This window comes from Methylobacterium sp. Leaf466 (assembly GCF_001425565.1).
Taxonomy (GTDB): Bacteria; Pseudomonadota; Alphaproteobacteria; order Rhizobiales; family Beijerinckiaceae; genus Methylobacterium.
On record NZ_LMRC01000008.1, the window covers coordinates 1 to 12,896 of the forward strand.

Consider the following 12,896-nt stretch of genomic DNA (forward strand, 5'->3'; position numbering starts at 1 on the left):
GCCCAACCGACTGTTCGGAGTACGCACACAGGGCGTCCGGGATCGCGCCGATTGACGGTCGCGCCACGATGGCAAAGCACATCTCATCCCGACAGACCTGGAAATCGTCAGATCGCCGGACGCCCAAGCCGCATCAAACCACGGCCAGCCCTCAGGTACAGGAGACGGTACGAGACCGGCGAGACCCGATATTCCAATCCGAGGTGTTGGAATAATCCGTTGCTTGCGCTAGGAACGGCGGGCAGATCCGGATCTCGCCCATGGAATTTCCGACCCAGGCGCAAGCGCAGGCCCACCTCGAGGCGCTGCGACGCCGCCGCGACGCCCTCGACCGGGAGATCGCCGACTGCTTGGCGTTCCTCGACCTCGGCCACCGCCTCCGACCGGCCGCGTCACTCCCCGAACCGGCGTCGGATCGGGCCATGGCGCCGGACGGGTTCGATGCCGGCGACGACGCGTCCCGTTCCGAGGCCCGGCGCCGGGGCCGGGCGATCGTCGCTGCCTGCGTCGCGCTCCTACGCGAGGCGGGCCGGCCGCTGCATGCGGGGGAACTCGTCGCCGGCCTCGCTGCCGCCGGCGTCACGGTGCCGGGCCCCGATCCGGTGGCCGCCCTCAACACCCGCCTGTGGAAGCGCTCGAATCCCGGCGGCCCGTTCCGGCGCCTCGGCGACGCCGTCTATGACTTGGCCTAAAAGCTTGGCCGAAAACTTGGCCGAAAGGGGCGAGGGCCCGGCGAACCGCGGTTCCCCGGCGGGCCCGCCGTCACGGTGATGCACCGCCCCGGCCCACCGCACCGGCCCTTGCCGCCCGCCCGGAACCCCTGCCGAGGGGGGATCCGGCCGAGGGCCGGAGCGATGAAGCGACCCGAAACCGTCGGCGGGGCGAGCGTTCGCCGAGTCCTTCAGCCTCACGAGGCCTTCAGCCTGAAAAGTCCTTCAGCCTCTCATGGCCCTCACCGGCCCGGCGTGAAGCTGATGGTGGCCACCGCCCGCTTGGTGCGGTCCTCCGGCCAGGGGGCGGCCTTCTGGGGGGCGCGGCCGGAATAGACCATCGTGCCCTCGCCCTTGCGCAGGGTGACGCGGCCGCGCGGGGTGTTCACGGTCACGAGGCCGTCGAGGACGAGGACGCCGAAGCCGCCGTCGATCGGGCCGCCCCAGACCGTGGTGCCGCGCACCCCCAGTGTCCCCACCGCGGTGCGGATCGCGACGTTGCCCCCGGTCGGGCCCTCGATCTTGCCGCCCACGAACAGGAAGGCGCCGCGCGCCACCGTGATCCCGAGCTTGCCGCCCTGGCGCTCGGGTTTGTAGACGAACTCGTCCACCGTGAGCTTGGCGTGTTCGCCGAGCGTCAGGACGGTGCCGTCGCTGAGCTTGGCCTCCAGGCGCGAGGAGCCCCCGGTGCGGATCATGTCGCTGAAATAGACCGGGCCCGTCGCCGTCATGTCGCGGGGCTGGCCCTCGACCACGGCCACGGCCTGGCGTTCGACCTTGTCGACCCGGCCGACCACGGTGGCGGCCCCGGCCGCGGACGGGCCGAACAGGGTCGATGCGACCGCGAGAAGGGCAGGAAGGAGGGCGGGCGGCAGGGTGGCGCGGGAGGGCATCATCGGGGTGGCTATCCGGTCCGGGCGAGCGAAGGGGGGGCGAGGAACGAAGGGGCAGGCCCGTCGGGGGCCGTCGGGGGGCCGGCGAGGGCGCGGGTTCCGGCGGTGCGGACGAGCGCAAGGGTCTCGGCCAGGGGCACCGGCCGGCCGAACAGGTAGCCCTGGCCGAAGGCGCAGCCCATGGCGGTCAGGGCCTCGGCCTCGGCCGGGATCTCGATGCCCTCGGCCACCACCGGGATGGCGAGTTCGTCGGCGAGCCGCAGGATGGTCTGGACGATCTTGCGGCTGCGCGGGTCGCCGAGCATCGCCTGCACGAAGGCGCGGTCGACCTTGAGGGTCGTGATCGGCAGGGTGCTCAGGTAGCTCAGGCTCGAATAGCCGGTGCCGAAATCGTCGATGGCGATGCCCATGCCGCTGTCGCGGCAGCGGGTGAGGGCGTCCGCGGCGGCGCGCGGGTCCTGCATCAGGATGCTCTCGGTGATCTCGAGCTTCAGGCTCTCGGGCGCCATGCCGCTGGTGGCGAGCATCTCGGCGACCATGGCGGGAAAGCTGATCAGCGCCAGGTCGTGGCCCGAGACGTTGACGCTGACGAAGGGCACGCCCTCCATGGCCTGCGGGTTCTGCAGGGCCGCCAGCATGATCTCCGGCATCACCCGGCCGACCTCGGCGAGCGCCCAGCGGGTGATCTCGACGATGAGGCCGCTCGCCTCGGCCACGGGGATGAAGGCGAGGGGCGGGATCAGGCCGCGTTCGGGGTGGCGCCATCGCATCAGCGCCTCGAAGCCCGCGAACCGGCCCGAATCCAACCGCACGATCGGCTGGAAGAACAGCACCAGTTCGCCCTCGTCGAGGGCGCGGCGCAGCTCGCGTTCCATGACGAGCTGGCCGATGGCGGCCTGCATCTGCGTCGAATGGACCGGCTGGTCGGCGGCGGCGGCGGCCCGGCTCGGCTCGGGATGCGGCAGGGTCGTGCGGTTCACCATCGCGAGCATGTCGCGGTAGCGGGCCATGACGACGCCCAGGCACATCCGCAGGATCGGGTCGAGCTGCGCGATGCGGTGCTGGATCTGGTCGTCGGTCACCGGGATCAGGCTGCAGTCGCGGGCGACCCTGGCGGAGGCCGAACGCGGGCCGGCGTCGAGGAGCGCCATCTCGCCGACGATCTCGCCGGCCCCCCGGGTCGCCAGCCTGACCTCGCCGCCCTCGCGGCGCAGGAAGATCTCGATCTCGCCGTCCATCACGAGATAGGCGGCCCGGCCGACCTCGCCCTCCTCGAACAGCACCGATCCCGTCGGCAGGGTGAGGCGGGCATAGGTATCCGGCATGGGCGTAAGGTGCGCCTCGCAGCCCGCGACAGGGCGACGGGGAAACCTTTGTCAGAAGAAGTTTAAGCGAACCTCTCCGCCCTCCTCGTGCCACCTGCTCGGATACGCCTCGCGGCGGCTCGCGGCATTGGCCGATTCGTTCATCCGGCCTTGCCAGAATGCCGGGCGAGGCGCGGGTCGCCCGCGTTCCGTTCCATGAGGATCCCGTTGGCGATGCGACGCGGACTGAGACGCCTCTCTCCGGTGATGGCCGGCCTTGCCGCGCTCCTGGCCGTGCTCGCCCTGCGCGCGACTCTGGCCGATCCGTTCGAGCGGCTGCGCCTGGCCGGCTTCGACCTCCTGCAGCGGGCCGCGCCCCGCACCCTCGCGACGCCGGCCCCGGTGCGGGTCGTCGACATCGACGACGCCACCCTGGCGCGACACGGGCAATGGCCGTGGTCCCGCGACACCGTGGCCGGGCTCGTCGACACCCTGCGCGACCTCGGTGCGGCGGCCATCGCCCTCGACGTGGTCTTCGCCGAGCCCGACCGGACCTCGCCGCGCACCCTCGCCGAGACCTGGCGCACCCGCTACGGCTGGCAGGGCGATGCCGCGGGCGACCGCCTGCCGGACCACGACGAGACCCTCGCGGCGTCCTTCGCCAAGGGCCGGGTGGTCTCGGGCTACGGCCTCCTGCCGGCCGACAACGGCGCGGCCGCCCCGGCCCGGCCCGGATTCGCGGTGCTGGGCCCCGATCCGGCCGCGCATCTGCCGGGCTTCTCCGGGGTCATCGCCAACATCCCGCTCCTCGAGCGGGCGGCGGCCGGACACGGCAGCTTCACCATCGCGGCGGGGCGCGACGAGATCGTGCGGCGCCTGCCGATCCTCGGGTCCCTGCGCGGCGGCCTCGTGCCCTCCCTCGCCCTCGAGGCGCTGCGGGTGGCGCAGGGCGAGGACACCGTCCGGGTCCGCACCGAGCAGAACGGCGGCCCGGACGGCGCCGTCACCGGATTCACCGTCCGGGTCGGGTCGCTGGAGATCCCCCTCGACGCCGAGGGCGCGCTGCTGCTCCACCACAGCGGCAGCGTGCGCGAGCGTTCCGTTCCGGCCTGGCGGCTGATGCAGCCTCAGCTCGATGCCGCCGCCCGCGAGGCGGTGGCCGGCCACATCGTGCTCCTGGGCACCAGCGCCGTCGGGCTGGGCGACCTGCGGCCCACGCCCCTCAACGCCTACGAGCCGGGCATCAACGTCCATGCCGAGGCCCTCGAGCAGATCCTCACCGGGGCGACCCTCGACCGTCCGGCCTGGGCGGGGGGCGTCGAGATCGTCGCGGCCGCCGGCCTCGCCCTCGCGGCGGCGCTGGCCGCCGCGGCCCTGGGCCTGCGCTTGGCCACCGGCCTCACGGGACTGGCGATCGCCGCCCTGGGCCTCGGCGCCTGGCTCGCCTACGTCCGGGCCGGCCTCCTCGTCGATGCCACCCTGCCGGGCCTCGTGGTCGGGCTGAGCTTTTCCGCGGCGATCCTGACGCGCCACCTCCTGGCGGAGGGGGATGCCCTGCACCTGCGCCAGGCCTTCACCCACTACCTCTCGCCCGACCTCGTCCAGGCCCTGGTGGCCGATCCCGGCGCGCTCAAGCTCGGCGGCGAGACCCGGACCATGACGTTCCTGTTCACCGACCTCGAAGGCTTCACGAGCCTCACCGAGACCCGGGGGGCGGAATCCCTCGTCGCCCTGCTCAACGGCTATCTCGACGGGTTGTGCGGCGTCGCCATGGCGCATGGCGGCACCGTGGACAAGATCGTGGGCGATGCCGTCCACGTCATGTTCAACGCGCCCCTCGACCAGCCCGACCATGCCGAGCGGGCGGTGGCCTGCGCGCTGGCCATGGATGCCTTCGCCACCGGGTTCTCGGCGGCCCAGGGCGAGGCCGGGGTGCCCTTCGGCAAGACCCGTATCGGCGTGAACACCGGGCCGGCGGTGGTCGGCAACTTCGGCGGCGCGCGCCGATTCGACTACACGGCGCACGGCGACGCCATCAACACGGCGGCCCGGCTCGAGGCGGCCAACAAGGCGCTGGGTACCCGCATCTGCATCGCCGGCAGCACCGTGGCCGGCTGCCCCGGCCGCGCCTTCCGGCCGATCGGCACCCTGATGCTGCGCGGCAAGGCCCAGGGCGTGCCGGTGTTCGAGCCGGCGCCCGCGGTGTGCGAGGCCGCCTTCGAGACCCGCTACCGCGATGCCTTCGACCGCCTCGCGGCCGGCGAGGAGGCGGGTGCGCAGGCGATGCTGGCGCTCCACGCCGAGCGCCCGCAGGACGCGGTGGTGGCCCTGCACGCCCGCCGGATCGGGGCCGGCGACCGCTCCCTGCGCATCGCCGCGTGAGCCCGGATCAGGCGGACGCGCGTGCGCCCACCAGACCCGTTGTGGCGCGGTAGCGCAGGCCGAAGGCGGAGAGCGCGATGAGGAAGGACAGGCCGTTGGTGGGCACGTAGAGGGCCGTCTCGAACACCGTGATCGTCAGGACGAACAGCCACAGCCGCAGGAACAGCATCCCGAGGGGATCGATGCCGCGCCCGCGCGCCTGCAGGTCGCGCAGCGGCGCCAGCACCAGCCACCACAGGGTCAGGGCGAGGCCGGGCAGGCCGATGTCGAGGGCGACGCTGAGGTAGCCGTTGTGCGCACTCTTGATGGCGTTGACCCAGCTCGCGCCCTCGCCGCCGCCGCCGTAGAACACGCTCTCCCAGAAGGCGCCGTAGCCGTAGCCGGTGATCGGCCGCCTGGCGATGTTGTCGAGGGCGAACCCCCAGATCTCGGTCCGCCCGGTGAAGCTGGCGCTGCCCAGCACCGAGGCCACCACGGCCTCGATGGAAGGGACGAGCACGGTCCCCACGGTGCCGGCCAGCAGCAGCGCGACCGGTCCGACGATCACGGCCGCCCGCCACCAGCCCGCCCCCGACAGGGTGCAGAGCCAGGACAGGACGAGCACCGTCGGCATCAGCGCCGAGGACGACTTGGCGGCGGTGAAGGCCAGGAACACCGCCGCGGCCACGGCCAGGGCGGTGCCGAGGATCCGGTATCCGACGCTCCGGCAGAACAGGCCCACGAACACGAAGATCGCCATGGTCGCGCCCGCGCCGTTCTTGTGGTCGAACAGCCCGCGCCAGCTGCCGGCGTGCTCCGGCTCGGTGAGGTCGCCGGCGGTGTGCATCGACAGGTTCGGCGCCAGCACTAGCCCGAGGTAGCAGACCGCCGTGATCGCGGCGGCCGTGGCGCCCAAGGTCAGGGCGAACTGGCGCAGGTTGCGGGCCAGCAGCAGCATCGCGGCCGCCGCCATCAGCATGATCAGGAGCGAGACCAGCCTGCGCCCGGAGGTGGCCGGGTCCACCGAGGTCACGGTGGTCAGGCAGAACCAGGCCAGCGTCGCCACGGCCGGGGCGGTCGTCAAAGGCCGCAGGACGCCGAGCCCGCGGTGGAGGATCACGAGGCCGGCCGCGCCGCCGATGGTGAGGAAGAGGACCTGCGTCAGGAGGTTGCCGCCCGCCCCCGATTCGATGAGGTAGGTGCCGGTCCGGTCCTGGAACGGGCTCGGCCCGACGAGGATCACCAGCAGGATCAGCACCATCGTCCCGATGCGCACCGCGTCCGGGATGTCGGCCGCTGCCGTACGCGGTGCGCCGCGCGCGATCCCCGTGCTCATGTCCGCACTCCTTCCCGGGCCGGGACGTCGGTCGCGAGGCCCGTCCCGGTCCGGCACGCGGGCGTGCCGAGGTCGGGCCCCGTTCCGCCGTACCGGCGGTGTCCAGCGGAATTCGTACCACGGGCCGGGCCACGGGCCGGGATATGGGCGGCCCGACGGATCACAGGCTCAGGAAGGCGGTGACGAGGCCCAGATCGGTGAGGCCGTGGAGGAGCTGGTCGAAGCCCATCAGCCACCAGAACGGCGCCTGCGACGGCACCAGGGCGGTGCGCCGGCCGACGATCGCCTTCACCCGGTCGACCGCGAAATGGATCGTGAAGTCCACGAGCGCCAGCCACCACAGGTGCGGCGCCACCGCGAGGGCGACGGCCAGCGTCAGGCCCGCGTGGCAGCCGGCATGGGCCGCGAGCGGCAGCAGCCAGCCCCGCGCCCCCTCCTTGCCGCGGGCCATCCATGTGGTCTGGAGGAGGAAGTCGGCGAGGTAGTGCTTGACCGCCATGACGGCGGCGAGCGCCGTCACGGTCCAGACGGGGACCAGGATCATGGACGCATGTTTCCCCGCCGACCTCGTTCGGGACGGCTCTAGAGCATGATGGGGGCAAGGGAAATCGAGTTCTTCGGCCCCGCGCCAGGCTCTCGCGGGCAGAGCGTCGATCGCTCCGGTTCGGCGATCATGCGGTGCGGGCGTGCCGGGTTCGCCTCGGGGCGCTGCGAAACCTGTCGGCGCGGCGCGATCGTCCTGGGCAGGGCGCGGGCAGGGCGCGCGAGGCCATCCGGGTGAGGGCTCGCCCCCCGGCCGCAGCGACACCCTCAAAACCGCCCCCTCCGTCATCGCCCGCAGCATCCGTCCCCATCATTTCACCCCCGCCGCGTTATCGCGCGTCGCCGATGGTGCTCTACCATCGACCCGGTGCGGGGAGGGGCGGCGATGGGTGTGCTCAGGTCGAGCCTGAAGGCGGTGACGGCGGTGGTCTCGCGCAACCGCCTCACCGCGCGGCTGTTCGAGGCGGTCTCGACCTCGCTGTTCTACAACCACGTCGCCCTGGTGAAGGGCCGACACCTGGCGGCGATCCACGCGGCCACGGGCGGGGTCGTCGAGGACGGGCCGTTCCGCGGGTTGCGGCTCGGCCGGGCGGCGCATTGGGGCCACGACGGCATCGCGATGCTGCTCGGCGACTACGAGCGCGAGGTCGCCGCCGCCCTGTTCGCGCGGGATCTCTCGGCCTACGGGGTGTTCGTGGATGTGGGCGCCGCCAACGGCTATTTCGCGGTGGGCATGGCGCTCGCCTCGCCGCTGCCGGTGGTGGCCTTCGAGCGCGACCCGGCCTCGCGCGCGGTCATCCGCGCGAATGCGGCGCTCAACCACGTGAGCCTCGACCTCAGGGAGGAGGCCACGGCGGCCGCCCTCCAGGCGGTCATCGCGAACAAGCCGGGGCGGGCCCTCGTCCTCGTCGACATCGAGGGGGCCGAACTCGCGGTGCTCGACCCCGCCGAAACGCCCGCGCTGGCCCGCGCCGACATCGTCGTCGAGAACCACGTCGTCGGCGGGACCCGCAGCCTCGACGTGCTGGCCGGGCGCCTGGCGGCGACCCACGCGGCCGTTCCGATCCCGCGCGAGGGGCGCAATCCGTTCCGGTCGGCCCACCTGCGGGCGCTGCCCGACAACGAGGCCTGGGCCTGCCTCACCGAGCAGCGCGCGGCCGATTCGGGCTGGGTGCTGTTCAAGGCGCTGGCGTATCCGTGACCGTGCCGATGACTTGGCCTGTGACTTGGCCTGTGACTTGGCCTGTGACTTGGCCCGTGATGGCGGCCACGATCCGCTCGCGCTCGGCCCGGCTCGCGGCCAGGCCCCCCCTGGCCGCGGCCAGGACGTCGGCGCCCGCCGTCCGCGGCGTACCGGCGTCGAAGGGCGGGGCGGGGGCGTATTCGAGGGCGAGCTGGACCCGCTCGGCCTCCGCCCGGCCCATCAGCTCGGCCACCAGCGTTAGGGCGAAGTCGATCCCGGCCGTGACGCCGCCGCCGGTGACGAGGTTGCCGTCGCGCACCACCCGCTCGGCCACGGGTACCGCCCCGAACGCCGCCAGCAGGTCGAGGGCGGCCCAATGGGTGGTCGCCCGCCGCCCCTCCAGAAGCCCGGCCGCCCCGAGCACCAGCGCCCCCGTGCAGACGGAGGTGACGTAGCGCGCAAGGGCCCCCTGCCGGCGCACGAAGGCCAGGGTCGCCTCGTCCTGCATCAGCGCGTTCACCCCGACCCCGCCGGGCACGCACAGCACGTCGAGGTCCGGGCAGGCCGAAAAGGTCGTCGTCGGCATCAGGACGAGGCCGGTGGCGCTGGCGACCGGATCGAGGCTGGCGGCCACCACATGCACCTGCATGCCGTCGGCCGAGGCGAAGACCTCGTAGGGCGCGGTGAGGTCGAGCTGCTGCACGCGCGGGAAGGCGAGGAGGCCGACCTGCAGGGTGTCGATCTGTCGGCTCATGGCGGGTTCCGTGATGGCGCGGCGCTCGCCCCTCCTTACCCCGGCCGGGGCGTGGCGGGGAGAGGCAGGACGATCGGGTGAAACCCGATCGTCGACCATCGGCGCGCGAAGAGCGCCCCGCGGAGCAGGCTTTGTAGGACATCCGTCCTGCAAGGCATCGAGCGCAGCGATAGCCAAGGCCGCGGAGGTGGCCGCCGGCGCTCGAGGCCCGGCAAAAACACAGGGCCATCGGGTTCACCCGATCGCCCTGAGGGGAGAGGCGCCGAATTTGACTTTCCCCCGGCCATCCCCGACACGGACGCCCTTCCCCGACACGGACGCTTTTCGGCAGCGCCGGTCCGGAGCCGCGCTTGTCCCCGCCTTCACGGCCGCCGCCTCGATGATCCGCCCGCAATGAACAGTCCCGCGGCAGACCGGACCCGAGGCGACCGTTTCCGGTTCGCCGAGACCGTCCTCGCCTTCGGTGCCCGCAGCCACGCCAACGCCTGCGCGCTGATCCTCGCCCTCTGCCTCGCCTGCTTCCTGCCCGGCCTGGTCTCGCTGCAGCCGATGGACCGCGACGAGCCGCGCTTCGCGCAGGCGACCAAGCAGATGCTGGAGACCGGCGATCTCGTCGACATCCGCTTCCAGGCCGAGGCCCGCCACAAGAAGCCGGTGGGCATCCACTGGGTGCAGGCCGCCGCGGTGGCGGCCGGGGAGGCGCTGGGCGTGCCCGAGGCCCGCACCACCATCGCCCTCTACCGCATCCCCTCGCTCCTCGGCGCCCTGGCCGCGGCGCTGCTGAGCTACTGGGCCGCCCTGGTGTTCCTCGCCCGGCGCGGGGCGGTGCTGGCCGCCGCCCTGTTCGCCACCTGCCTGATGCTCTGCGCCGAGGCGCACCTGGCCAAGACCGACGCCCTGCTCGCCGCCTGCTGCACCGCCGCCATGGGCGGGCTCGCCCGCGCCTGGATCTGGCGCGGCCGGCGCGACCTCGACCGGGCCACGGTGCTGCTGTTCTGGGCCGCTGTCGCCGTGGGCATCCTGGTCAAGGGGCCGATGGTGCCGCTCTTCGTCGGCCTGCCCGCCGTGGCGCTCTGCCTCCTCCACCGCTCCGGCGCCTGGCTGCGCGCGCTGCGGCCCGCCTTCGGCCTCGCCCTCACCCTCGTCGTGGTGGCGCCGTGGTTCGTCGCCATCGTCTGGAAGAGCGGCGGCGCCTTCCTCAGCGCGTCGGTGGGGCAGGACATGCTCGCCAAGGTCGGCGGGGCCGCCGAGAAGCACGGCGCGCCCCCCGGCACCTACCTCCTGGTGTTCTTCGCCACCTTCTGGCCGGGAGCCGCCTTCGCGGCGCTGGGCCTGCCCCTCGCCCTCGCCAACCGCCGCACCGACGCCGCCGCCTTCCTGCTCGCCTGGATCGTCCCGGCCTGGCTCCTGTTCGAGGCGGTGCCGACCAAGCTCCCGCACTACCTCCTGCCGGTGATGCCGGCGGTGGCGCTCCTCGCGGTGATGGCCCTGGTGCCGGGGGCCGCCCTCGACCCCTGGCGGGCCGGCACGCTGCCGGGCCGGATCCGCCACGCCGCCGCCGCCGCCCTCGTGGTGCTGATCCCGGTGGGGCTCGGCGCCGGCCTCGTCGGGGTCGCCTGGCACCTCGACCGGGTGGTCCCCTGGGCCGGCCTCGCGCCGCTCGCCGCCGCCTGCCTCGTCGCGGTCGCCTCCGCCGGGGCGTTGGTGCGGGCGCACCGGGAGCGCGCGATGATGCTCGGCGTCCTCGCCTCCGTCCTGCTCGTGCCGGGCGTGCTCGGGCTGACCCAGCCGTCGCTGGCCGCGCTCCAGGTCTCCCCCCGGCTCGCCGCCATCCGCGATCGCCTGCCCTGCCGGCCCGCCGTCGCCAGCCTCGGCTACCGCGAGCCGAGCCTCGTCTTCCTCATCGGCACGGACCTGACCATGCTCAACACCGGCGCCGAGGCGCGCGACTTCCTTTCCGCCGGCGGCTGCCGCCTCGTCTTCGTCGACGGCCGCCACGCCGGCGACCTCGAGGCGACGCGGGCGAGGGACCCGGCGGGCGGTCAGGTCTCCGTGGTCGGGCAGGTGTCGGGCTTCAACCTCAACACCGGGCGCCGGGTCGACCTCTCCGCCTATGCGGTGACGCCGTGAGCGTGCTGCCCGCCCTGCCCGAATCCGGGTCCTTGCGCCTCTCGGTGGTGGTGCCGGTCCGCAACGAGGCCGGCAACATCGCCGCCCTGGTGGCGGAGATCGGCGCGGCCTGCGCCCCCCTGGCCCCGTTCGAGGTGATCTACGTCGACGACGGCTCCAGCGACGGCACCGCCGCAGCATTGGCCGCCGCCCGGGCCGGCCGGCCCTGGCTGCGGGTGCTCCGCCACGCCCGCAGCGCCGGCCAGTCGGCGGCGGTGCGCAGCGGCATCGCGGTGGTGCGCAGCCCCGTCGTCGCCACCCTCGACGGCGACGGCCAGAACGACCCCGCCTTCATCCCCGCCCTGTTCGCGGCCCTGGAGGCGGGCGGCGCCGGGGTCGGCCTGGCGCAGGGCCAGCGCGTCGGGCGCAAGGACGGGCGCCTCAAGACGCTGCAGTCGCGCATCGCCAACGGCGTGCGCGGGCGCATCCTCAAGGACGACACCCGCGACACCGGCTGCGGCCTCAAGGTGTTCCGCCGCGAGGTCTACGGGGCGCTGCCGTATTTCGATGCGCTCCACCGCTTCATGCCGGCGCTGGTGGCCCGCGAGGGCTACCGTGTCGTCCACCGCGACGTGGTCGACCGGCCGCGCTTCACCGGGCGCTCGAACTACGGCCTGTTCGACCGGCTCTGGGTCGGGCTTCTCGATCTCGCCGGGGTCTGGTGGCTGATCCGGCGCCGGCGCCCCGCACCCGCGGTGGCGGAGGGATGACCCCATGCTGATGCAGCTCTCCGAGGACCTGGGCGGCTACGTCTACGACGTCTTCGTCACCCGCTTCGACCTGTGGCTGGTGTTCGGGCTCGCCGCGCAGCTGGTGTTCGGCTCGCGCTTCGTCCTGCAGTGGATCGCCAGCGAGCGGGCCGGCCGCAGCGTGATCCCGATGTCGTTCTGGTTCCTCTCCATCGCCGGCGGGCTGATGACCCTGGTCTACGGCTTCGTGCGCCGCGAGCCGGTGATCATCTTCGGCCAGGGCCTCTCGACCCTGATCTACCTGCGCAACGTCGCGCTGATCGTGCGCGAGCGCCGGGGCGGAGCGCCGAAGGCCCCGTGACGCCGCTGCCTGCCTTCCACGACGACCTCGACGCCAGCCTTACCGAGCTGTGGCGGCTCCTGGGGGAGGGCGCCCGCAAGGCCGGCAGCGGCTTCCACACCCCGGCGCTGGCGACGGTGGACGCCGACGGCCGGCCGCAGGTGCGCACCGTGGTGCTGCGCGCCGCCGACCGGGAGACGGGCACCCTGCGCTTCCATTGCGACCGGCGCTCGCGCAAGGCCGACGAGATCGCCGCCACCGGTTTTGCCGCGCTGCACGCCTACGACAGGGACACCAAGATCCAGATCCGGGTGTCCGGTCAGGCCCGCCTGCACACCGACGACGCGCTCGCCGATGCCGCCTGGGCCGGCGCGATGGCGATGAGCCGGGTCTGCTACGGCACCGTTCCGGCCCCGGGTGCGGGCATCGCCGCGGGCGACGCCTACACGCTGCCCGAGGCGGAGGAGGCGGTGGCCCTCGGCCGCGCCAACTTCTGCGCCGTGCAGGTCCGGGCCGAGGCCCTGGAGTTCCTCTACCTCGACCGGCGCGGCCACCGCCGGGCCGGTTTTTCTTGCGATGGGGCGGGGTGGACGGGGCGGTGGCTGGTGCCGTGA

Annotated in this window: 12 protein-coding genes; 7 read left to right on the top strand and 5 right to left on the bottom strand. The window is 73.5% G+C overall.

Features of this window, described 5'->3' with window-relative positions; genetic code table 11:
* Positions 1 to 260: 260 nt before the first annotated feature.
* A complete protein-coding gene (locus ASG59_RS05255; RefSeq protein ID WP_055881991.1) occupies positions 261 to 692 on the top strand; it encodes a hypothetical protein in 432 nt (143 codons plus the stop codon).
* A 260-nt stretch (positions 693 to 952) separates the two neighbouring features.
* Here ASG59_RS05255 and ASG59_RS05260 read toward each other — a convergent pair whose 3' ends face one another.
* Positions 953 to 1,606, bottom strand: coding sequence for a FecR family protein (locus ASG59_RS05260; RefSeq protein WP_056287116.1), 654 nt, complete (start codon positions 1,604 to 1,606; stop codon positions 953 to 955).
* Positions 1,607 to 1,614: 8 nt separating this feature from the next.
* Positions 1,615 to 2,928, bottom strand: a complete 1,314-nt coding sequence (locus ASG59_RS05265; protein ID WP_056287113.1) for an EAL domain-containing protein — start codon at positions 2,926 to 2,928, stop codon at positions 1,615 to 1,617.
* A gap of 213 nt (positions 2,929 to 3,141) precedes the next feature.
* On the opposite strand from ASG59_RS05265, the gene ASG59_RS05270 reads away from it, so the two are divergent.
* Positions 3,142 to 5,289: an adenylate/guanylate cyclase domain-containing protein gene (locus ASG59_RS05270; RefSeq protein WP_162245434.1), complete on the top strand. Its 2,148-nt coding sequence runs from the start codon at positions 3,142 to 3,144 to the stop codon at positions 5,287 to 5,289.
* Between the two features lie 7 nt (positions 5,290 to 5,296).
* Here ASG59_RS05270 and ASG59_RS05275 read toward each other — a convergent pair whose 3' ends face one another.
* Positions 5,297 to 6,604, bottom strand: a complete 1,308-nt coding sequence (locus ASG59_RS05275) for an O-antigen ligase (protein ID WP_056287104.1) — start codon at positions 6,602 to 6,604, stop codon at positions 5,297 to 5,299.
* Positions 6,605 to 6,764: 160 nt separating this feature from the next.
* Complete coding sequence (locus ASG59_RS05280) at positions 6,765 to 7,148, bottom strand: DUF3307 domain-containing protein (protein ID WP_055881969.1); 384 nt, start codon at positions 7,146 to 7,148, stop codon at positions 6,765 to 6,767.
* A gap of 384 nt (positions 7,149 to 7,532) precedes the next feature.
* Between ASG59_RS05280 and ASG59_RS05285 the strand changes: the two genes are divergently transcribed.
* On the top strand, positions 7,533 to 8,348 hold the full coding sequence (locus tag ASG59_RS05285; RefSeq protein ID WP_056407364.1) for a hypothetical protein: 816 nt from the start codon (positions 7,533 to 7,535) through the stop codon (positions 8,346 to 8,348).
* On the opposite strand, the gene ASG59_RS05290 is transcribed toward ASG59_RS05285, so the two are convergent.
* Positions 8,326 to 9,084: a DJ-1/PfpI family protein gene (locus ASG59_RS05290; RefSeq protein ID WP_082528633.1), complete on the bottom strand. Its 759-nt coding sequence runs from the start codon at positions 9,082 to 9,084 to the stop codon at positions 8,326 to 8,328. The two genes, ASG59_RS05285 and ASG59_RS05290, sit on opposite strands and share 23 nt — an antisense overlap.
* Before the next feature lie 393 nt (positions 9,085 to 9,477).
* On the opposite strand from ASG59_RS05290, the gene ASG59_RS05295 reads away from it, so the two are divergent.
* From ASG59_RS05295 to ASG59_RS05310, 4 genes are read left to right on the top strand one after another with little or no spacing between them, the layout of a single operon-like run.
* Positions 9,478 to 11,214, top strand: coding sequence for a glycosyltransferase family 39 protein (locus ASG59_RS05295; protein WP_056407366.1), 1,737 nt, complete (start codon positions 9,478 to 9,480; stop codon positions 11,212 to 11,214).
* Positions 11,211 to 11,963: a glycosyltransferase gene (locus ASG59_RS05300; RefSeq protein WP_244475629.1), complete on the top strand. Its 753-nt coding sequence runs from the start codon at positions 11,211 to 11,213 to the stop codon at positions 11,961 to 11,963. The genes ASG59_RS05295 and ASG59_RS05300 overlap by 4 nt, the downstream gene beginning before the upstream one ends.
* A 4-nt stretch (positions 11,964 to 11,967) precedes the next feature.
* On the top strand, positions 11,968 to 12,303 hold the full coding sequence (locus ASG59_RS05305) for a lipid-A-disaccharide synthase N-terminal domain-containing protein (RefSeq protein WP_055881956.1): 336 nt from the start codon (positions 11,968 to 11,970) through the stop codon (positions 12,301 to 12,303).
* The gene (locus ASG59_RS05310; RefSeq protein WP_056407369.1) at positions 12,300 to 12,896 is read left to right on the top strand and encodes a pyridoxamine 5'-phosphate oxidase family protein; all 597 of its coding nucleotides are present in this window, start codon (positions 12,300 to 12,302) and stop codon (positions 12,894 to 12,896) included. Before ASG59_RS05305 ends, ASG59_RS05310 begins: the two co-directional genes overlap by 4 nt.

Bases quoted from the DNA above. Each gene is read 5' to 3' on its own strand.
- ASG59_RS05275 (WP_056287104.1), bottom strand. From the start codon at position 6,604: ATGAGCACGGGGATCGCGCGCGGCGCACCGCGTACGGCAGCGGCCGAC.
- ASG59_RS05305 (WP_055881956.1), top strand. From the start codon at position 11,968: ATGCTGATGCAGCTCTCCGAGGACCTGGGCGGCTACGTCTACGACGTC.
- ASG59_RS05290 (WP_082528633.1), bottom strand. From the start codon at position 9,084: ATGAGCCGACAGATCGACACCCTGCAGGTCGGCCTCCTCGCCTTCCCG.
- ASG59_RS05295 (WP_056407366.1), top strand. From the start codon at position 9,478: ATGAACAGTCCCGCGGCAGACCGGACCCGAGGCGACCGTTTCCGGTTC.
- ASG59_RS05255 (WP_055881991.1), top strand. From the start codon at position 261: ATGGAATTTCCGACCCAGGCGCAAGCGCAGGCCCACCTCGAGGCGCTG.
- ASG59_RS05285 (WP_056407364.1), top strand. From the start codon at position 7,533: ATGGGTGTGCTCAGGTCGAGCCTGAAGGCGGTGACGGCGGTGGTCTCG.
- ASG59_RS05260 (WP_056287116.1), bottom strand. From the start codon at position 1,606: ATGATGCCCTCCCGCGCCACCCTGCCGCCCGCCCTCCTTCCTGCCCTT.
- ASG59_RS05270 (WP_162245434.1), top strand. From the start codon at position 3,142: ATGCGACGCGGACTGAGACGCCTCTCTCCGGTGATGGCCGGCCTTGCC.
- ASG59_RS05265 (WP_056287113.1), bottom strand. From the start codon at position 2,928: ATGCCGGATACCTATGCCCGCCTCACCCTGCCGACGGGATCGGTGCTG.
- ASG59_RS05280 (WP_055881969.1), bottom strand. From the start codon at position 7,148: ATGATCCTGGTCCCCGTCTGGACCGTGACGGCGCTCGCCGCCGTCATG.